The sequence below is a fragment of the Micromonospora sp. HK10 genome, assembly GCF_000982955.1.
Classification (GTDB): domain Bacteria; phylum Actinomycetota; class Actinomycetes; order Mycobacteriales; family Micromonosporaceae; genus Micromonospora.
Genome location: NZ_KQ058821.1, coordinates 1 through 17,024 on the forward strand (window position 1 = coordinate 1; position 17,024 = coordinate 17,024).

Here is a 17,024-nt window from a genome sequence, read left to right on the forward strand (position 1 = left end):
GGCCCGGCGGCGGTGCCCGGCGTGCACCTGGTCACCCCGAACGAGTCCGAGGCCCGCGAGCTGGCCAAGGCCGCTCCGGGCGCGTCCCGCCTGGTCACCGCGTCCCGGGGGGCGCAGGAGCTGCGCCGGCGCTGGCGGGCCGGCGCGGTCGCGGTGACCCTCGGCGGAGACGGCGCGCTGCTCTGCCACGCCGGCTCCACCCCGCTGGTGGTGCCCGCCGCGCCGGCCGAGGGGGACACCTGCGGCGCGGGGGACCGGTTCGCCACCGCCGCGACCCTGGCGCTGGCCCGGGGCGCGCTGGTCTCCGAGGCCGTGCAGGCGGCGGTCGCCGAGGCTTCGGCGTACGTCGCGGGCGGGGGCGTGGCCACCGCGCTGCCGGCGCCGGTGCGGACCGCCGCCCCGCTGGTGGTCAGCGGCGGGGACCGGATCGGCGCGGCCGCGGCCGGCGCGGTCATCGCCCAGGTCCGCGCGGCCGGTGGCACGGTCGTCGCCACCGGCGGCTGCTTCGACCTGCTGCACGCCGGGCACGTGGCGACCCTGCAGGCCGCCCGGCAGCTCGGCGACTGCCTGGTGGTCTGCCTGAACTCCGACGCCAGCGTGGCCGGGCTGAAGGGCCCGGAACGCCCGGTCGTGCCGCAGGGCGACCGCAGCCGGCTGCTGGCCGCGCTGAGCTGCGTGGACGCTGTGATGATCTTCGACGAGCCGACCCCGCACGCGGCGCTGTCCTGGCTGCGCCCGGACATCTGGGTCAAGGGCGGCGACTACGCCTCCGGCGGCGGCGAGCAGACCCTGCCCGAGGCGGAGATCCTGGCCCGCTGGGGCGGGCAGTCGGTGGTCGTGCCGTACCTGGACGGCCGCTCCACCACCGACATGATCGCCGCGGCCCGCGCCGGCCGGGGCTGGCCCACGGCACCGATTCCCGAGGGCGGGGCACGCCGGACGGCGGTCGCCCGGTCCACGGCGGAGGGAGCACGATGAGCAGCAGTCCGTCCCCCGGGGCCGGCCCCAGCGTCCTGGTCACCGGGGGGTCGAGCGGGCTGGGCGCCGCGGTGGTGACCGCGGTGGCCCGGGCCGGTGGCCGTCCCCTCGTGCTCGACCGGCGGGCACCGGCCGACGGCGTGCCGTGGGTCGAGTGCGACCTGGCCGACACCCGGGCCGCCGAGGCGGCCACCCGCACGCTGGCGGAACGCTCCGGCGGCCTGGACGCGGTGGTCACCGCCGCCGGCATGGACGTGCCCGGCAAGCTGGCCGACGTCCCGGCCGAGACCTGGGAGCGGATCGTCACGGTGGACCTGCTCGCCACGGCGGCGGTGATCCGGGCGGCGCTGCCGTTCCTGCAGGAGTCCCGGGGCACCATCGTCACCGTCGCCTCGACCCTCGGCGTCAAGGCGGTCAGCGACGCCACCGCCTACTGCGCGGCGAAGTTCGGGGTGGTCGGCTTCACCCGGGCGCTCGCCGCCGAGCTGGCCGGCGCGGTCGGGGTCACCCTGCTCATCCCCGGTGGCATGCGGACCGCGTTCTTCGACGAGCGGGACGCGCAGTACCGGCCCGGGCCGGACGCCGTGCTCAACGAGCCCGCCGACACCGCCGCCGCCGTCATGTTCGCCCTCTCCCAGCCGCCCGGCTGCGCGGTGCGGGAGCTGGTGGTATGCGCCGCGCAGGAGTCGTCGTACCCGTGATCCTGGTGCTCCGGGCGCTCGGGGTCGGTGACCTCGCCACGGCGGTGCCGGCGCTGCGCGGCCTGCGGGCCGGCCTGCCCGGCCGGGAGCTGGTGCTGGCCGCGCCGGCCTGGCTGGCCCCGCTGGCCGAGCTGACCGGCGCGGTCGACCGGGTGCTCCCCACCGCCGGCCCGCACCGCCTGGCCTGGGCGGGGCCGCCGCCGGAGGTGGCGGTCAACCTGCACGGCCGGGGCCCGCAGTCGCACCGGGCGCTGGCCGCCACCCGGCCGCACCGGCTGCTCGCCTACCGCAACGTCGCGGCCGGGCATCCCGGGGGACCGGTCTGGGACGGCGACGAGCACGAGGTGCGGCGCTGGTGCCGGCTGCTGCATGCCCACGGCCTGCCGGCCGACCCGGCGGACCTGGCGCTGCGCCGCCCGGCCGGATCCGGGCATCCGGCCGGCGCCACCCTGGTGCACCCCGGCAGCAAGATCCCCGCCAAGCGCTGGCCGGCGGAGCGCTTCGCCGCGCTGGCCGGCGAGCTGACCGGCCGGGGACACCGGGTGGTGCTCACCGGCTCCGCCGAGGAACGGGACCTGGCCGGACGGGTGGCCCGGGACGCCGGGCTGCCCGCCGACGCGGTGCTCGCCGGCCGCACCGGGCTGGCCGAGCTGGCCGCGCTGGTCGCCGACGCCCGCCTGGTGGTCAGCGGCGACACCGGCATCGCCCACCTGGCCACCGGCTACGGCACCGCCTCGGTGGTGCTCTTCGGCCCGGTGCCGCCGGCGCACTGGGGCCCGCCGCCGGACCGGCCCCGGCACCGGGTGCTCGGCGTCACGCGCCACCCCGGGGCCGACCGGGATTGGGCCGCGGCCGGTGGGGTAGGAATCCACCCGACATTGGCGGCCGTCGGCGTCGACGAGGTGCTGGCCGCCGTGGACGAGGCGGAACAGGCGGTGCGGGTCTCCGGTGCGACTGCGGCGTAGCGATCCGGGCCGGCCGGGCTACGGACGCCGGCGGCGCGGCAAGGGGTGGCTCTTCGTCGACCCGAAGGGCGAGCCGGTGCGCGACCCCGGCGAGCTGGCCCGGCTGCGTGACCTGGTCATCCCGCCGGCCTGGCAGGACGTGTGGATCTCGACCTACCCCAACGGTCACATCCAGGCGACCGGGGTGGACGCGGCCGGCCGCAAGCAGTACCTCTACCACCCGGCGTGGCGGCAGAAGCGGGACGAGGCCAAGTTCGACCACGTGCTGGAGGTGGCCCACCGGCTGCCGGTGCTGCGCGACCGGGTCGAGCACGACCTGACCCTGCGCGGGCTGCGCCGGGAGCGGGTCCTGGCCACCGTCACCCGGCTGCTGGACATGGGCGCGTTCCGGGTCGGCAGCGACCAGTACGCCACCGGCGAGGATCCCACCTTCGGCGTGGCCACCCTCCGCCCCGAGCACGCCCGCTCCCGGCGCGGCTGCGTGGTCTTCGAGTTCCCCGCCAAGGGCGGCATCGAGCAGGTACGCCGGATCGAGGATCCGCAGCTGTGCCAGGTGCTGACCAACCTGCGCCGCCGACGGCGGACCCAGGAGCGCCTCTTCGGCTACTGGGACGGCCAGGCCTGGCGGGACGTGCGCAGCGACGAGGTGAACGACTACCTGCGCGACGCCAGCGGCGGGGAGATGACGGCCAAGGACTTCCGGACCTGGCACGCCACCGTGCTGGCCGCCACCGAGCTGGCCACGGCCGGCCCCCAGCGCTCGGTGACCGCGCGCAGGCGGGCGGTCGCGGCGGTCATGCGGTCGGTCGCGGAGCTGCTCGGCAACACCCCCACGGTGGCCCGGACGTCCTACGTGGACCCCCGGGTGGTGGACCTCTACCACGACGGCGTGCTGGCGCCGGTGGACCCGGAGATGCCCCGCGAGGCGGTGGAGAAGGCCGTCCTGGTGCTGCTGGAGGAGGAGACCTGACCGGCCCCGTCGGGTGTCCTGGGGGGAAGTTGCGACGGGGCCGGAGTCGGGGGCGGCGTCTACGCCGGTCGGTCGGCCACCGCCGCTGGGTGGCGACGCGCCGGGCCGGGTGACGGCCGATCGGTCCTGGGGCCGCGCCGCAGCGCTCCGGCCGGGTGACGGCCGGACGGCACCGGGCGGCCGCCCGCGACGGTCCGTCGCGGGCGCCTCGCCGCGGCCCCCCGTTACCAGTGGGCCACCCGGTTGCCCGACCGGCCCGGGGATCAGTATGTCGGCCGGGAGTTGACCGGGAACGCCGGAGCGTTGACGTTGCGTGCCGGGTCGACGTGGCGGGCCCGGTACACCTGCGGGGACTCCTGGTGGGCCGACCGGAACACCCGGCTGAAGTGGGCCTTGTCGCGGAAGCCCCAGCGCGCGGCGATGGCCTGGATCGGCAGGTCCCGCAGCGCCGGCTCGGCGAGGTCCCGCCGGCACCGCGCCAGCCGCTGGTCCCGGATGTACGCGGCCACCGTGGTCTGCTCGTCCTCGAAGAGCCGGTGCAGCGAACGGAGCGAGATGTGGTGCGCGTCGGCGATGAGCCGTGGGCCGAGCCCGGGCTCGCCGAGATGCCGGCGGATGTGCGCCTGGATCTGGGCGAGCAGGGCGCGCCGGCGCACGTCGGTCGGGATCGCGTCCTCGGTGACCAGGTGCCGGCCGAGCATCGTGGCGACCAGGTCCAGTCCGACGCCGGCCAGCCGCTCGGCGTCCGCCGCCTGGTACTGCTCCGGGTGGCTGCTGAGCCGGACCAGGTAGTCGGCGAGCAGGGCGCCGATGCCCTCGCTGCCGGAGATCCGGCCGGCGAACAGCGGGGCCAGCCGGGCGTACGGCAGCGGCAGCGCCTCGTACGGGATGAAGGCGACCACCGAACTGGCGTCCGCGCGGCCCTGGTCGCCGTGGTGGCGTACCTCGTGCGGGCGCGAGCAGTCGTAGAAGGTGAAGTCGCCGGGCCCCAGGGTGCTCTGCCGGCCCTCCTGGGCGGCGGCGCTGCCCCCGGTCAGGGTCAGCGCGAGCAGGTAGTAGTCGGGGTCGGAGCGCTGGATGAACCGGTGGGTGCGGAAGCACTCCAGCGACGGGTAGCGGTAGCGGGCCAGGCGCACCGGCCCCAGCTCGAGGAACTCCGCCCGCGCCACGAAGTCCTCGGCGTGGTCGCTGCGCACCCGCAGCGGGGTGGGCGAGTCCGAGACCATGTCCAGCCAGAGGCCGAAGCGGTCCGGCGCGGGCACCTGCTCGGTGTCGAGGATGTGCGGCTGCAACCTGGCGTCCATCAACGGCCCTCCCCCCGGGTCGGCCGGCAGCACACGTGGCGGACACCCCGGGCGGTCCGCGCGACGACCTCCCGGGGCGTCCGGCATCCGTCTTCGACGGCCATCATCCCGCCGGCGCCGCGGGCGGCGGCGCCGGGGTGGCCGGTCAGTCGTTGAGCACGTGGGCGAGGCGGTCCCGGAAGCGCCGCTCCGAGTCGCTCACCACGTCGCCGCCGAGGCCCAGGATGCCGCCGCTGGATGCGGCGCCGACCACCTGCTCGGCGATCTCCACCAGCCAGTGCCGGTACGCCCCGGCCTGCCCCTCGTCCACCTTGGCGGCCAGCAGGGTGGTCGCCTGGCCGGCCCGGGCCAGCACGTCGTCGATCATCGCCGCCGGGTCGGCCGGCTCGATCGCCGGCAACTCGGCGCCCGCCTCCGGGTCGCCCACCCGGGCCACGATCTCACCGGCGACGGCCGCCACCAGCGGGCTGGCCGACTCCCGCCCGGCCGAGATGGTGTCCAGCCCGGCGGCGTTCTCGGCCATGGTGCGCTTCGTGCCGTCGGACTCGGCGGCGCTCGCGGCGGTGAGGACCGCCTGCGGCAGACCGACCAGCAGCCCCCACTCCTCGTCGGAGAAACCGAACCCGGTGTACGCCGGCTGCTCGATCACGATCAGGCCCCTTTCGCCGTGGTCGTCGTCGTTCGACGGGCACCACCACGGTGCCCGGGTCAGGCTAGTCCAGCGTCAGCAGGCCCTGTTCGGACACCACGCGCACGGACAGCGTCTTGTAGCCCACCTCGTCGAAGAGCACCGTCATCCGGTCCTCCTCGTAGCTCAGCACCAGGCCGGCGCCCCACTCCGGGTGGCGCACCTGGCTGTGCACCGGAAACGGCCCGACCGCCCGGTCGTCGGCGACGCTGGTGCCGGCGTGGCAGTTGTCGCAGTGCCCGCAGACCTCACGCATCTGCTCGCCGAAGTACGCCAGCAGCGCCTGCCCCCGGCAGCCGGTGGTCTCCGCGAAGGCGCGCATCATGTCGGTCCGGGACCGGGTCACGGTCTGCTGCCGTTCGGCCTCGGCGAGCGCCGCCTGGGCGGACTCGGCGGCGGCCGGCGCGTACCGGGGGGCGCCGATCCGTTGCCGGGGCCGGGGCTCGGCGGCGCCGACCTGCTCCAGCAGGGAGAGGTACTGGCCGAGCTTGCGCGGGCCGAGCCCGGTCAGCTCGCGCAGTTCCTTCTTGCCGCGCGGCTCCTTGCGCAGCAGCGCGGCAAGGTCCCGCAGCTCATCGAGGTCGGGCAGGCCGCCGCTGAAGTAGCGCTGCAGGCCGACGTCCTCGGCGCGCCAGAGCAGCAGCACCCGCGCGGGTTCGCCGTCGCGGCCGGCCCGGCCGATCTCCTGGAAGTAGCTGTCCGGGGAGTCGGGCAGCGCCATGTGCACCACCCAGGCGATGTTCGGCTTGTCGATGCCCATGCCGAAGGCGGAGGTGGCCACCATGATCGGCACCTGGTCGGCGAGGAACGCCTCGTGCAGCTCGTGGCGGGCGGCCGTGGGCATGCCGCCGTGGTAGTACTGGGCCGGGAAGTCGGCGTCGGTGAGCCGCTGGGCCAGTTCCTCGGCCGAGCGCCGGGTCGGCACGTAGATGATGCCGGGTCGGGTGTCGTCGCGGAGCAGGGTGAGCAGCCGTCGCCACCGGTAGTCCTCGGTCGGGCAGTGCGCCACCTCGAGGAAGAGGTTCGGCCGGTCCAGCCCGGAGATCACCACCTCCGGGTCGCGCAACCGCAGCCGGGCGATGATGTCGTCGCGGACCGGCGGGGAGGCGGTGGCGGTCAACGCCACCACCGGCGGCCGGCCGATGCCCTCGATCAGGTGCCCGAGCGCCAGGTAGTCCGGCCGGAAGTCGTGCCCCCAGGCCGAGATGCAGTGCGCCTCGTCGATCGCCACCAGCGCGGGCCGCAGCCCGCGTACCTCGGCCAGCCGGTCCGGGTTGCTCAGCGCCTCCGGGGTGATGAAGAGGAACTCGGCCCGCCCTTCGCGCACGTCCTCGATCGCGGCGGCCTGCTGGGCCGCGTTCTCGTCCGAGCTGATCCGCACCGCCCGCAGCTCGGGTCGCTGCCGCTCGTTGAGCGCCGCGATCTGGTCCTGCTGGAGGGCGAGCAGCGGGGAGACGACCACGGTGGGCCCGGGGATCAGGCTGGCCGGGATCTGGTAGATCGCCGACTTGCCGGCGCCGGTGGGCAGCACCACCAGGGCGTCGCGTCGCTTCATCACCGCGCGCATGGCGGCCAGTTGATTGGGTCGCAGCGCGGTCCAGCCGAAGAGGCTACGGGCGGCGCGACGCAACGTCGTCGAGTGCCTGGACAGTTTCATCAAGGGCCGCTGGTACCCCCGGCGATCACCGGTGAAACCGCCGCGGTGCACCGCTCGGGAAGCGCCGGGCGGGATTGACGTCACGGCCGACGACCATCATTATGAACAAGCGTTCATGAACGCATGTTCAGACGGAGGCGGCATGGAAATCATCCGGAACGAGCACCAGGAACAGGCCTGGAACGGCTACGAGGGACGGCACTGGGCCACCCACCAGGCCCGCTACGACGCCATCAACAGCGGCTTCAACGAGGCCCTGCTGGCCGCCGTCCGCCCTGGCGACCGGGTGCTCGACCTCGGCTGCGGCAACGGCCAGCTCACCCGGCTCGCCGCCCGGCGCGCCGGGACCGGCCAGGCGGTCGGCGTCGATCTGTCCGCCCCGATGCTGGACCGGGCCCGTACCGCCGCGACCGACGAGGGCGTGCGCAACGCCGAGTTCATCCGCGCCGACGCCCAGGTCCACCCCTTCCCGCCCGGCGGGTTCGACGCGGCGCTGAGCCGGTTCGGGGTGATGTTCTTCGCCGACCCGGTCGCCGCGTTCGCCAACGTGCGCCGGGCGTTGCGCCCCGGTGGCCGGCTCGCCTTCGTCTGCCTCGACGACGCCCGCCAGGGTGACCTCGGCGCGGTCTTCGCGCCGCTGGCCACGCACCTGCCGCCGGCCGACACCGACGGCACCGCCACCGGCGAGCCGCTCTCCCTCGCCGACCCGGCCGTGATCCGCGCCGTGCTCGACGAGGCCGGCTTCACCGACGTCAGCTGCGCGCCCCGGCAGGAGCCCGGGATCTGGGGGCGCGACGCCGCCGACGCCGGCGGGTTCCTGGCCGGTTGGGGGCCGGTGCGGCACCGGCTCGCCCCGCTCGACCCGGCCGTCGGTGACCGCGTCCGCTCCGCGCTGGTCGAGGCGATGCGGCCGTACGAGGGACCGGGCGGGGTCCGGCTGCGCATCGCGGCCTGGCTGGTCACCGCGCGGCGACCGAACTGAGCCCGACGAGCGGGAGCCGGGCCCGGCTCGCACGGGGGAGCCGGGCCCGCAAACGCCTAGGATCCCGGTGATGGCACCCAGAAGAGCCGCCGCACTGCGCGGTGGCGAGCAGAGCCTGCGGGAGCACCTGATCGCCGCCGCCGAGCGGCTGGTGGCCCGCCGGGGCACCGTGGGGCTGACGGTCCGCGACATCGCCCGCGAGGCGGGGGTGGCCGACGGGGTGCTCTACAACCACTTCGCCGACAAGGAGGAGTTGCTCGCGCACGCCGTGCACGCGCACGCGCGGACGGTCGAGGCGGCGCAACACGGGACGGCCCCGCGACCGGGGGACGGGACCGTCGAGGCCAACCTGCGGGCGTACCTGGACCGGGGGCTGGCGCTCCACGCGGCGATCCTGCCCGCCCTCGCCGGGCTCGCCACCCAGCCGAAGCTGCTGGCCCGCCTGGGCGCGCTGGCCGGCCCGGCCGGCGGGCCCGACCTGCGGACGGAACTCGCCGGGTACGTCCGGGCGGAGCAGCGGCTCGGCCGGGTGGCCCCGGACGCCTCCCCGGAGGCGGTCGCCACCCTGCTCGTCGGGGTCTGCCACGACCTGGTGCTGGGCCGGCTGCTCGACCCGTCCAGCCCTCCGCCGCAGCCCGCCCCGGCCCTGATCGACGCCCTGGTGGGGACGCTCCTGCACGGGGTGCTGCCATCCGGGGCGGGCTGACCCGGCCGGTCAGCTCAGCCGGGGCAGCACCTCCCGCTGGTAGAGATCGAACAGACCCGACCAGTTCGGGCCGGTGTTGGCCACGTAGATCTCGTCGAAGCCGGCCTTGGCGTACTTGTCGATCATCTCCAGGTGCGCGTCGACGCTGTTGCCGCAGACGAACGACTCCTTCATCGTCTCCGGCTTGACCAGCTGCGCGGCCTGCTCGAAGTGGCGCGGGGAGGGGAGCACCTGGGACAGCTCGCCCGGCACGCCGGCGTTCGGCCAGCGCTCGTACGCGATCCGCACGCCCTCGTCCTCGCTGTCGGCGTACGCCGCCTTGAAGCCGGCCTGGCAGGGCTTGTCGCCGCCGCCGTTGTCGCGGAACCGGCGCACCATGTCGGCGTCGGGCATGGTGCTGACGTAGCCGTCGCCGATCCGGGCGGCCAGGTCGATCGACTTCGCGCCGAAGCCGGAGACGTAGATCGGCGGGGGCGTGTCGGGCAGCGTGTAGATCCGGGCGTGCTCGACCGTGTAGTGCCGGCCGTGGTGGTTGACGAACTCACCGGTCCACAGCTTGCGGATCACCTCGATGGACTCCTCCAGCATCTCCAGCCGGACGTCGGCCTGCGGCCACGGGTCACCGAAGATGTGCTCGTTCAACGCCTCGCCGGTGCCCACCCCGAGCACGAACCGGCCGTCGTGCAGCACCGCGCTGGTCGCCGCGGCCTGGGCGATCACCGCCGGGTGGATCCGGACGGTGGGGCAGGTGACCGCGGTGGTCACCGGCAGTCGGCAGACCTGACTGAGCGCCCCGATGGTGGACCAGACGAACGGGCTCTGGCCCTGGGCGTCGACCCACGGGTGGTAGTGGTCGGAGATCCACAGTGCCTGGAAGCCGGCCTGTTCGGCGCCGCGCGCCTGCGCGAGCAGCTCCGCCGGGGTGTACTCCTCGCTGGACAGAAAGTAGCCGATCTTCATGGTTCCCCCTCGCCGCGTCCGGTGCCGGGTGCGTGTCCGGACGAGGAGAGCGGTACCCGGGGAGGCGGCGGCCCGAACGCTCAGCGCCGGAACATCGCCCGGATGGCGATCAGCAGGAACAGCCCGCCCACGACCAGGCCGAGCAGGCGTACGCCGGGGATGTCCGCGGCGGTGGTGGCGTCGGCGAGCAGCGCGGGGTGCATGGTCGCACTCTCGCACGGGCGGTGCCGGTGCGCCAGGCGCTAACAGTAAGGATTGTTGACTATTTAGGGAGCCAGGTGTGACCATGTCAGCACCGCCGGGGCGGCGGACCGTGGGGAGACGGGGGTACGACAGCGCATGAGCGAGCGGATCGCGGGATCGACCGGGGACCTGGCGGCGCTCGCCGCGACCGTCCTGCAACCCGGCTTCGTCGGCACCACCCCGCCGCCGTGGGTGTGCCGGTGGCTCGGCGAAGGGCTCGGCGCGGTCGTCCTGTTCGCCCGCAACGTCGTCGACCACGACCAGGTGGCCGCCCTCACCGCCACCCTGCGCGCCGAGCGTCCCGACGTGATCGTGGCGATCGACGAGGAGGCCGGCGACGTCACCCGGATCGAGTCGGTCCGGGGCAGCACCCGGCCCGGCAACTTCGCCCTCGGCGCGGTCGACGACGAGGCGCTGACCGAGGAGGTGGCCCGGGACCTCGGCGTCGAGCTGGCCGCGGTGGGCGTGACCCTCAACTACGCGCCGGACGCCGACGTCAACTCCAACCCGGCCAACCCGGTGATCGGCGTGCGCTCCTTCGGCGCGGACCCGGCCCTGGTGGCCCGGCACACCGCAGCCTGGATCCGGGGGCTCCAGTCCGGCGGGGTCGCCGCCTGCGCCAAGCACTTCCCGGGCCACGGGGACACCCGGGTCGACTCCCACCACGACCTGCCCCGCATCGGTGCCGACCGGGCCCGGTTGGACGCCGTCGAGCTGGCCCCGTTCCGGGCCGCGGTGACCGCCGGGGCGCAGGCCGTGATGACCGGGCACCTGCTGGTGCCCGCCCTCGACCCGGAGCTGCCGGCCACCCTCAGCCCGCGCATCCTCGGCGGGCTGCTCCGCGACGAGCTGGGCTTCCAGGGCGTGGTGGTCACGGACGCCGTGGAGATGCGCGCCGTCGCCGACCGGTACGGCTTCACCGGCGCCGCGGTACGCGCGCTCGCCGCCGGGGCCGACGCGATCTGCGTGGGCGGAGGGCGGGCCACCGAGGCCGACGCGGTCGAGCTGCGCGACGCCATCGTCGCCGCCGTGCTGGCCGGGGAACTGCCCGAGGAGCGGCTGGCCGAGGCGGCCAAGCGGGTCGGCCAGCTCGCCGCCTGGACCGTCGCGGCCCGGGCCGACCGGCCGGCCGCGCCGCGCGGCGACGGGCCGCCGATCGGGCTGGCCGCCGCCCGCCGGGCACTGCGGGTGACCAGCGGTCCGGCCGGGTCGCTGCCGCTGGCCGGCCCGGCGCACGTGGTGGAGTTCGCCCCGCCGCACAACATCGCCATCGGCGCGGAGACGCCGTGGGGGATCGCCGGGCCGCTGACCGAACTCGTCCCCGGCACCACCACCGCCCGGTACGCCGAGGGCGAGGTCCCGGCCGACCCGGCGGCCGGATCGGCCGGCCGCCCCCTGGTGCTGGTCGTGCGGGACCTGCACCGGCACGACTGGATGCGGTCGGCGGTGGACCGCGCCCTGGCCGCCCGGCCGGACGCCGTGGTGGTGGAGCTGGGCGTACCCGCCCTGGTCGCCGGCGCGGTGCACCTGGCCACCCACGGCGCCACCCGGGCCACCGCGTACGCCGCCGCCGAGCTGCTGGCCGGCGGTCGCTGAACCGCCGGCCCGCGCCCGGCCTCAGGCGTCCGGAACGACCAGGTCGGCGTACTCGGGGTGGCGTTCGATGAACGCGGCCAGGAACGAACATCGGGGCACCAGCCGGCCGCCCCGCTCGCGGACCTGGTCCAGGGCACCGCGCACCAGCGCCGCGCCCACGCCCATGTTCTGGAACCGTTCGTCCACCTCGGTGTGCGTGAAGACCAGCACCTCACCACGGGGCTCGTAGGCGGCGAACCCGGCCAGCGCGTCGTCGACCAGGATCTCGAAGCGGCGCTCGGCGGGGTTCTCCACGACCAGGAAGCTCACCGGACCATTCTCTCCCCGGCACCGGCGTGGTGGTCCAGTTCGGCCAGCAACCGGTCCACCTCGTCGACGGCAGGACGGCCGGGAAGCGCCCTGCTCAACGCGTCCGGTCCGCGGCGGGTGCGCCGGCCGGCCGCCCCGGCGGGCGGCGCGCGCCCGGTCGGGGGTGGTTGCCGCCCCGTACCCTTGTCCGGGTGACGAACCGACGCGTTTCCCCCTCGCCGACCCCCGTCCGTCGCATCGCCGGCCTGCTGGCCGGGCTGACCCTGGGCGCCGCGCTGCTCGTCGGGTGCAGCGCGGAGGGTGCCTCCACCGACTGCGGTCTGGACGCCTGCACCGTCACCTTCGACCGGGGCGTCGAGGCCAACGCCCGCATCCTCGGGGTGGAGGCGAAGCTGGTCAGCGCCCAGGGCGACCAGGTGACCGTCGAGGTCGCCGGCGAGCAGCTCACGCTCACCGTCGGCCAGCAGGCCACCGAGGTCGGTGGCTTCCAGGTCAGCCTGGACAGCCTCACCGACCAGCAGGCGGTGCTCCGGGTGGCGCGCAACCCGAACGGCTGACCACCGCCCGGCGGGGCGGTCCACGTTTGGAAATCTTCGCTTTCGGTGATTGTGCCGCCATGTCACTCACCCGGAACGCCGAAGCCACCGCCGCCCGGACGGCGAACAGCAGGTGGCTGGAACTGTTGACCCGGGCCGGTTTCATCGGCTACGGGATCGTGCACCTCCTCTTCGCCTGGCTCGCCGTGCAGATCGCGTTCGGCAAGTCCGGCGAGGAGGGCAACCAGAACGGCGCGCTGCGTACCCTCGGTGCCCAGCCGCTCGGGAAGTTCCTCCTGGTCGCCATCGCGGTCGGCCTCTTCGCCATGGCCATCTGGCAGGCGTTCGAGGCGGTCATCGGCCACCAGTCCCGGCGCGGCCGGGAGAAGCTCTTCGAGCGGATCGCCTCCGTCGTCCGCGTGATCGTCTTCGTCTGGCTGGGTTGGACCGCGATCAAGGTGGTCCAGGACGCCAGCAGCAACGCCGCTGACCAGCAGCAGCAGTTCACCGAGAAGCTGATGGCCTCCGACGGTGGCCGGTGGCTGGTCGGGCTCGCCGGCCTGGTGCTCGCCGCGGTCGGCATCGGCATGGTCATCTACGGCCTGAAGAAGAAGTTCGAACGCAACCTGAAGACCGGCGAGATGAGCCCCAAGACGCACCGGCTGACCCGCCGGCTCGGCATGGCCGGGTACGCCGCCCGGGGCGCCGTCTTCGCCATCGCCGGCGGGCTGATCGTGGTCGCCGCCGTCAACTACGACCCGGAGAAGGCACGCGGCCTGGACGCCGCCCTGCGTACCCTGCGCGACCAGTCGTACGGGCCGGTGCTGCTGGCGCTGATGGCGCTCGGCATCGCCGCGTTCGGCGTCTACTGCTTCTTCCAGTCCCGCTACCGCCGGGTCTGAGCCTGGTCGATACCGGGCGGGGCCGGGCACCATTGGGCCTTTGCCCGGTTCCCGGCCGGCGAGAGGGAGAGAGATTTCGTGCAGAGTTACCTCGTCACGACCGCCGCCGCGCTCAGTGCGGCGGCGGTCGCGTTGGTGCTGGTCGAGGTGGTGCACCGGCTGGCCCGACGGCTGGGCCGGCGCGCGCTGCTGATGACCGAGCTGGCCGAGCACTCGCACCGCGCGTTCCAGGTGGCCGCCACCGTGCTCGCCGTGCAGCTCGCGGTCCGGTTCAGCACCGGCTACGCGGTGGGCAGCCCGTGGCGCAAGCTCGTGCTGCACGCCCTGGTGCTCGCCATGATCGCCACGACCGCCTGGCTGGTCGCCTCGCTGCTGGTGGTGGCGGAGGACACCGCGCTGGCCCGGTTCCGGGTGGACGTGCCGAACAACCGGCACGCCCGGCGGGTACGCACCCAGGTGGTGCTGCTGCGCCGGCTGACCATCGCGGTGATCGTGGTGCTCACCGTCGGCGTGACGCTGATGACCTTCCCCGCCGTCCGGGGCATCGGCGCCGGCGTGCTCACCAGCGCCGGTGTGGTCGGTGTGGTCGCCGCGCTCGCCGCGCAGAGCCTGCTGGGCAACGTCCTCGCCGGACTCCAGCTCGCCTTCAGCGACGCGGTACGCCTCGACGACGTGGTCGTGGTGGAGGGGGAGTGGGGCCGGATCGAGGAGCTGACCCTCAGCTACGTGGTGGTGCAGATCTGGGACGACCGGCGGCTGATCCTGCCCACCTCCTACTTCACCAGCACCCCGTTCCAGAACTGGACGCGGACCGAGGCCGCGGTGCTCGGCACCGCCGAGTTCGACCTGGACTGGGCGGTACCCGTGCAGGCCATGCGGGAGGAGCTGCGCCGGCTCTGCGAGAGCACCGAGCTGTGGGACGGGCGGGTCTGCGTACTCCAGGTCACCGACGCCACCGGCGGCATGATCAAGGTGCGCGCGTTGGTCAGCGCCGCGGACGCGGGCAGCCTGTGGGACCTGCGCTGCCTGGTCCGCGAGCACCTGGCCGGCTGGGTCCGCGACCACCGGCCGGGCGCGCTGCCCCGGCTGCGCGCCGAGGTCGGCGGGACCGGCGGCACGCCGCCCTGGCCGGCCGTGCGGCCGCGCCACCCGGCCCGGCGGCTGCCCGACACCGAGGTCCCCGACGACGCCCGGGTCTTCGGCGGCAGCGACGACGGCGAGGCCCGCAGCGAGGTCTTCGTCGGCCGCGACGAGCACGCCGACAGCCGCCGCTGACCCGACATCGCGCCATATCGGGCCGGTCGGGTTTGTTCCGGCGGATTAGGGGGACCTGCTGGCCACGCCCCGACACCGGTCGCCGCCCGGCGGCCGGCGTCCGGTGGCGCGCGGTCGGGCCGACCGGCCGTGCCGCGCAGGATTGACGGGCGGCGACTCCGGGCATACAGCGCGGTGATGACGAAAGGAGGACAGCATGGCTGACGTCGCGAGTCGCAGCGCGTCCCGGACCGGGAACGAGCCGTCCACCGCCGAACTGGTGCAGCGGGCCACCGAGCAGGTCTCCCGCCTCGTCCGGGACGAACTGGCGCTGGCCCGGGCGGAGCTGACCCAGAAGGGCAAGCACGCCGGGATCGGGATCGGTCTGTTCGGCGGCGGCGGGGTGATGGCCTTCTGGGGCGCGGGTGCCCTGATCGTCACCGTCATCCTGCTGCTGGACCTGGTGATGCCGGCCTGGCTGGCCGCCCTGATCGTGGCGGTGGCGCTCTTCCTGCTCGCCGGGATCCTGGCGCTCGTCGGCAAGAAGCAGGTCAGCCGTGCTGTCCCGCCGGTGCCGGAGGCGACGGTCCGCAGCGTCCGGGCGGACGTGGACACCGTCACCGCCGCGGTGAAGGACGGGAGGCGGGCATGACCGGCAACGGGACCGGGGACGTGGAGGCGCTCCGCCAGGAGATCCGCCGTACCCGGGTGGAACTGGGCGAGACGATGGAGTTGCTGGCGGCCAGGGCCGACGTCAAGGCGCTGGTACGGCACTCCGCCGAGCAGGCAAAGGTGCGGATGCGGGAGCAGGCGGCGTTGACCGTGGCGCGGGTCCGCGGGCAGGCTGCGGAGAAGGTCCGGGTGGTCCGGGCGCAGGCGTACGAGAAGGGCGGCTCGGTCGGGCGTAGCCCGGTGCCGTGGGCGGCGGTCGCGGCCGGCGCCGTGGCCACCGCGGTGCTGCTGCTGATCGTCCGGGGGAGGCGCAGGTGAGCAAGGGCATGGGCAGGGTCGTCTACAAGCCGGTCGGGGTGCTGATGGGCCTCGCCGCCGGCACCGTCGCCGGCGTCATCTTCCGGCAGGTCTGGAAGCTCACCGCCGGCGACGGCGAGGCGCCCAGCGCCACCGACGAGGACCGCCGCTGGGGCGAGATCCTCGCCGCCGCGGCGTTGCAGGGGGCGATCTTCGCGGTCGTCCGCGCCGCCGTGGACCGGGGCGGAGCGGTCGGCGTACGCCGGCTCACCGGCCGCTGGCCCGACTGATCCGCAGCTGTCCCGAAAGGCCCCTGCCACTGGGTTGGACAGGGGCCTTTCGCATGGTCCGGACGGGCCGCCCAGTGGATCTGCCGCAGCCGTCAGGTCACATGTCGGAGAATTTCGTCGGTTAGGCTGTGCAGAGTTTTTGCGTACGTGGTTTGCTGTCTCACGCTGTTGAGAGACGCGTGGGTTGAGAGAAGTCTCCTTCACCGGGGGCCGCCTCAGGCGCCGCTGCTCGAAAACGGCCAATCGGCCGCACGGCGTGCTCGGCCGCCAGTTTTAGAAGGAGATACACATGGCGCAGGGAACCGTGAAGTGGTTCAACGCTGACAAGGGCTTCGGCTTCATCACCGTCGACGGCGGGGGTGCTGACGTGTTCGTCCACTTCTCGGCAATCCAGACCAGCGGCTACCGCACGCTGGAGGAGAACCAGCGGGTGGAGTTCGAGATCGCCCAGGGTCAGAAGGGTCCGCAGGCCGAGCAGGTCCGCCCCATCTGAGCTACGCCGCCCGGCGCGTCCGCCGGCGGCGAAAGCCCCGCGTCCCGTTCCGGGAGGCGGGGCTTTCCATTTGCGACGGACCCGGGGCCCGGCCGCGGGGCGGCTTCGCGACGGACCGGGGCCCGGCCGCGGGGTGGCTTTGCGACGGCCCCGGGGCCCAGCTGCGGGGGCGGCGTATCCGGGCGGCCGGCTCAGCCGCGGGAGCGGCGGGCCCGCATGCCCCACCAGAGCGCGACGAGTCCGATCAGGACGACCACCGGGCCGACGGCCGCGGCGGGCCGCTGGTCGGTCAGCACGCTGTCGCCCACGTAGCCCAGCCCCTGCACGGTCCAGAGGGCGCCGAGCACCACGGCCAGCAGCCCCACGGTGAGCCGGAACCAGCCCCTCATCGTTCCCCCTCGCTCGACGCCCGCCCCGCCCCAGCATGCCGGGCGGCGCCGCTCAGCGCGGGCGCCGCGCCGTCCGGCCGGGCGGCACGGGTCCTGGCGGGCGCCGCCTCGTGCGGCCGGACGGAACCGGTC

Annotated in this window: 21 protein-coding genes; 14 read left to right on the forward strand and 7 right to left on the reverse strand. The window is 74.9% G+C overall.

Translation table 11 applies throughout. The annotated features are described in order from the left end of the window. The 4 genes from LQ51_RS14160 to LQ51_RS14175 all read left to right on the forward strand — a co-directional run. Positions 1 to 978, forward strand: a 978-nt coding sequence (locus tag LQ51_RS14160) for a PfkB family carbohydrate kinase (RefSeq protein WP_046565978.1), incomplete at its 5' end; no start/stop codon positions are given. Next, positions 975 to 1,679 carry an SDR family oxidoreductase gene (locus LQ51_RS14165; protein WP_046565979.1) on the forward strand — a complete coding sequence of 235 codons (705 nt, stop codon included), beginning with the start codon at positions 975 to 977 and terminating at the stop codon, positions 1,677 to 1,679. The genes LQ51_RS14160 and LQ51_RS14165, both read left to right, overlap by 4 nt. Next, entirely contained in the window at positions 1,676 to 2,644 is a 969-nt protein-coding gene (locus LQ51_RS14170; protein WP_046565981.1) for a glycosyltransferase family 9 protein, read from the forward strand. Before LQ51_RS14165 ends, LQ51_RS14170 begins: the two co-directional genes overlap by 4 nt. Then, a complete protein-coding gene (locus tag LQ51_RS14175) occupies positions 2,628 to 3,614 on the forward strand; it encodes a DNA topoisomerase IB (protein WP_046565982.1) in 987 nt (328 codons plus the stop codon). Before LQ51_RS14170 ends, LQ51_RS14175 begins: the two co-directional genes overlap by 17 nt. A 263-nt stretch (positions 3,615 to 3,877) precedes the next feature. On the opposite strand, the gene LQ51_RS14180 is transcribed toward LQ51_RS14175, so the two are convergent. From LQ51_RS14180 to LQ51_RS14190, 3 genes are all read right to left on the reverse strand, one after another. Further along, the gene (locus LQ51_RS14180) at positions 3,878 to 4,918 is read right to left on the reverse strand and encodes an AraC-like ligand-binding domain-containing protein (protein WP_046565984.1); all 1,041 of its coding nucleotides are present in this window, start codon (positions 4,916 to 4,918) and stop codon (positions 3,878 to 3,880) included. A gap of 145 nt (positions 4,919 to 5,063) precedes the next feature. Continuing rightward, entirely contained in the window at positions 5,064 to 5,567 is a 504-nt protein-coding gene (locus LQ51_RS14185) for a hypothetical protein (RefSeq protein WP_046565985.1), read from the reverse strand. 64 nt (positions 5,568 to 5,631) lie between these two features. Then, a complete protein-coding gene (locus LQ51_RS14190; protein ID WP_046565987.1) occupies positions 5,632 to 7,263 on the reverse strand; it encodes a RecQ family ATP-dependent DNA helicase in 1,632 nt (543 codons plus the stop codon). A 142-nt stretch (positions 7,264 to 7,405) separates the two neighbouring features. Between LQ51_RS14190 and LQ51_RS14195 the strand changes: the two genes are divergently transcribed. Together LQ51_RS14195 and LQ51_RS14200 are read left to right on the forward strand one after the other, a co-directional pair. Next, positions 7,406 to 8,245 (forward strand): class I SAM-dependent methyltransferase, encoded by an 840-nt coding sequence (locus LQ51_RS14195; protein ID WP_046565989.1) that lies wholly within the window; start codon positions 7,406 to 7,408, stop codon positions 8,243 to 8,245. Between the two features lie 70 nt (positions 8,246 to 8,315). Continuing rightward, on the forward strand, positions 8,316 to 8,951 hold the full coding sequence (locus LQ51_RS14200) for a TetR/AcrR family transcriptional regulator (RefSeq protein ID WP_052744874.1): 636 nt from the start codon (positions 8,316 to 8,318) through the stop codon (positions 8,949 to 8,951). Positions 8,952 to 8,960: 9 nt separating this feature from the next. Here LQ51_RS14200 and LQ51_RS14205 read toward each other — a convergent pair whose 3' ends face one another. Further along, positions 8,961 to 9,911, reverse strand: a complete 951-nt coding sequence (locus LQ51_RS14205; protein WP_046565991.1) for a TIGR03557 family F420-dependent LLM class oxidoreductase — start codon at positions 9,909 to 9,911, stop codon at positions 8,961 to 8,963. Positions 9,912 to 9,991: 80 nt separating this feature from the next. Next, entirely contained in the window at positions 9,992 to 10,114 is a 123-nt protein-coding gene (locus tag LQ51_RS34260; protein ID WP_255352235.1) for a hypothetical protein, read from the reverse strand. Positions 10,115 to 10,250: 136 nt separating this feature from the next. Here LQ51_RS34260 and LQ51_RS14210 point away from each other — a divergent pair, with 136 nt between their 5' ends. Beyond that, complete coding sequence (locus LQ51_RS14210; protein WP_046565993.1) at positions 10,251 to 11,750, forward strand: glycoside hydrolase family 3 protein; 1,500 nt, start codon at positions 10,251 to 10,253, stop codon at positions 11,748 to 11,750. A 21-nt stretch (positions 11,751 to 11,771) separates the two neighbouring features. Here LQ51_RS14210 and LQ51_RS14215 read toward each other — a convergent pair whose 3' ends face one another. After that, positions 11,772 to 12,059, reverse strand: coding sequence for a GNAT family N-acetyltransferase (locus LQ51_RS14215; protein WP_046565995.1), 288 nt, complete (start codon positions 12,057 to 12,059; stop codon positions 11,772 to 11,774). 191 nt (positions 12,060 to 12,250) lie between these two features. On the opposite strand from LQ51_RS14215, the gene LQ51_RS14220 reads away from it, so the two are divergent. From LQ51_RS14220 to LQ51_RS14250, 7 genes are all read left to right on the forward strand, one after another. Beyond that, the gene (locus LQ51_RS14220; protein ID WP_046565997.1) at positions 12,251 to 12,616 is read left to right on the forward strand and encodes a hypothetical protein; all 366 of its coding nucleotides are present in this window, start codon (positions 12,251 to 12,253) and stop codon (positions 12,614 to 12,616) included. A 59-nt stretch (positions 12,617 to 12,675) separates the two neighbouring features. Beyond that, the gene (locus LQ51_RS14225; protein ID WP_046565999.1) at positions 12,676 to 13,497 is read left to right on the forward strand and encodes a DUF1206 domain-containing protein; all 822 of its coding nucleotides are present in this window, start codon (positions 12,676 to 12,678) and stop codon (positions 13,495 to 13,497) included. 78 nt (positions 13,498 to 13,575) lie between these two features. Next, entirely contained in the window at positions 13,576 to 14,772 is a 1,197-nt protein-coding gene (locus LQ51_RS14230) for a mechanosensitive ion channel family protein (protein WP_046566001.1), read from the forward strand. A 196-nt stretch (positions 14,773 to 14,968) separates the two neighbouring features. Beyond that, a complete protein-coding gene (locus tag LQ51_RS14235; protein ID WP_046566004.1) occupies positions 14,969 to 15,403 on the forward strand; it encodes a phage holin family protein in 435 nt (144 codons plus the stop codon). Then, positions 15,400 to 15,741 carry a DUF3618 domain-containing protein gene (locus tag LQ51_RS14240; protein WP_046566009.1) on the forward strand — a complete coding sequence of 114 codons (342 nt, stop codon included), beginning with the start codon at positions 15,400 to 15,402 and terminating at the stop codon, positions 15,739 to 15,741. Before LQ51_RS14235 ends, LQ51_RS14240 begins: the two co-directional genes overlap by 4 nt. Before the next feature lie 8 nt (positions 15,742 to 15,749). Continuing rightward, a complete protein-coding gene (locus tag LQ51_RS14245) occupies positions 15,750 to 16,010 on the forward strand; it encodes a DUF4235 domain-containing protein (RefSeq protein WP_369799855.1) in 261 nt (86 codons plus the stop codon). A 289-nt stretch (positions 16,011 to 16,299) separates the two neighbouring features. Then, a complete protein-coding gene (locus LQ51_RS14250) occupies positions 16,300 to 16,503 on the forward strand; it encodes a cold-shock protein (RefSeq protein ID WP_007075740.1) in 204 nt (67 codons plus the stop codon). 191 nt (positions 16,504 to 16,694) lie between these two features. Here the strand turns inward: LQ51_RS14250 and LQ51_RS14255 are convergent, their stop codons facing one another. After that, positions 16,695 to 16,892, reverse strand: coding sequence for a hypothetical protein (locus tag LQ51_RS14255; protein ID WP_046566014.1), 198 nt, complete (start codon positions 16,890 to 16,892; stop codon positions 16,695 to 16,697). Between the last annotated feature and the right edge of the window lie 132 nt (positions 16,893 to 17,024).

Coding starts and splice junctions, on each gene's coding strand:
- LQ51_RS14165 (WP_046565979.1), top strand. CDS start 975: ATGAGCAGCAGTCCGTCCCCCGGGGCCGGCCCCAGCGTCCTGGTCACC.
- LQ51_RS14180 (WP_046565984.1), bottom strand. CDS start 4,918: ATGGACGCCAGGTTGCAGCCGCACATCCTCGACACCGAGCAGGTGCCC.
- LQ51_RS14190 (WP_046565987.1), bottom strand. CDS start 7,263: ATGAAACTGTCCAGGCACTCGACGACGTTGCGTCGCGCCGCCCGTAGC.
- LQ51_RS14195 (WP_046565989.1), top strand. CDS start 7,406: ATGGAAATCATCCGGAACGAGCACCAGGAACAGGCCTGGAACGGCTAC.
- LQ51_RS14200 (WP_052744874.1), top strand. CDS start 8,316: ATGGCACCCAGAAGAGCCGCCGCACTGCGCGGTGGCGAGCAGAGCCTG.
- LQ51_RS14205 (WP_046565991.1), bottom strand. CDS start 9,911: ATGAAGATCGGCTACTTTCTGTCCAGCGAGGAGTACACCCCGGCGGAG.
- LQ51_RS34260 (WP_255352235.1), bottom strand. CDS start 10,114: ATGCACCCCGCGCTGCTCGCCGACGCCACCACCGCCGCGGACATCCCC.
- LQ51_RS14210 (WP_046565993.1), top strand. CDS start 10,251: ATGAGCGAGCGGATCGCGGGATCGACCGGGGACCTGGCGGCGCTCGCC.
- LQ51_RS14225 (WP_046565999.1), top strand. CDS start 12,676: ATGTCACTCACCCGGAACGCCGAAGCCACCGCCGCCCGGACGGCGAAC.
- LQ51_RS14235 (WP_046566004.1), top strand. CDS start 14,969: ATGGCTGACGTCGCGAGTCGCAGCGCGTCCCGGACCGGGAACGAGCCG.
- LQ51_RS14240 (WP_046566009.1), top strand. CDS start 15,400: ATGACCGGCAACGGGACCGGGGACGTGGAGGCGCTCCGCCAGGAGATC.
- LQ51_RS14245 (WP_369799855.1), top strand. CDS start 15,750: ATGGGCAGGGTCGTCTACAAGCCGGTCGGGGTGCTGATGGGCCTCGCC.
- LQ51_RS14250 (WP_007075740.1), top strand. CDS start 16,300: ATGGCGCAGGGAACCGTGAAGTGGTTCAACGCTGACAAGGGCTTCGGC.
- LQ51_RS14255 (WP_046566014.1), bottom strand. CDS start 16,892: ATGAGGGGCTGGTTCCGGCTCACCGTGGGGCTGCTGGCCGTGGTGCTC.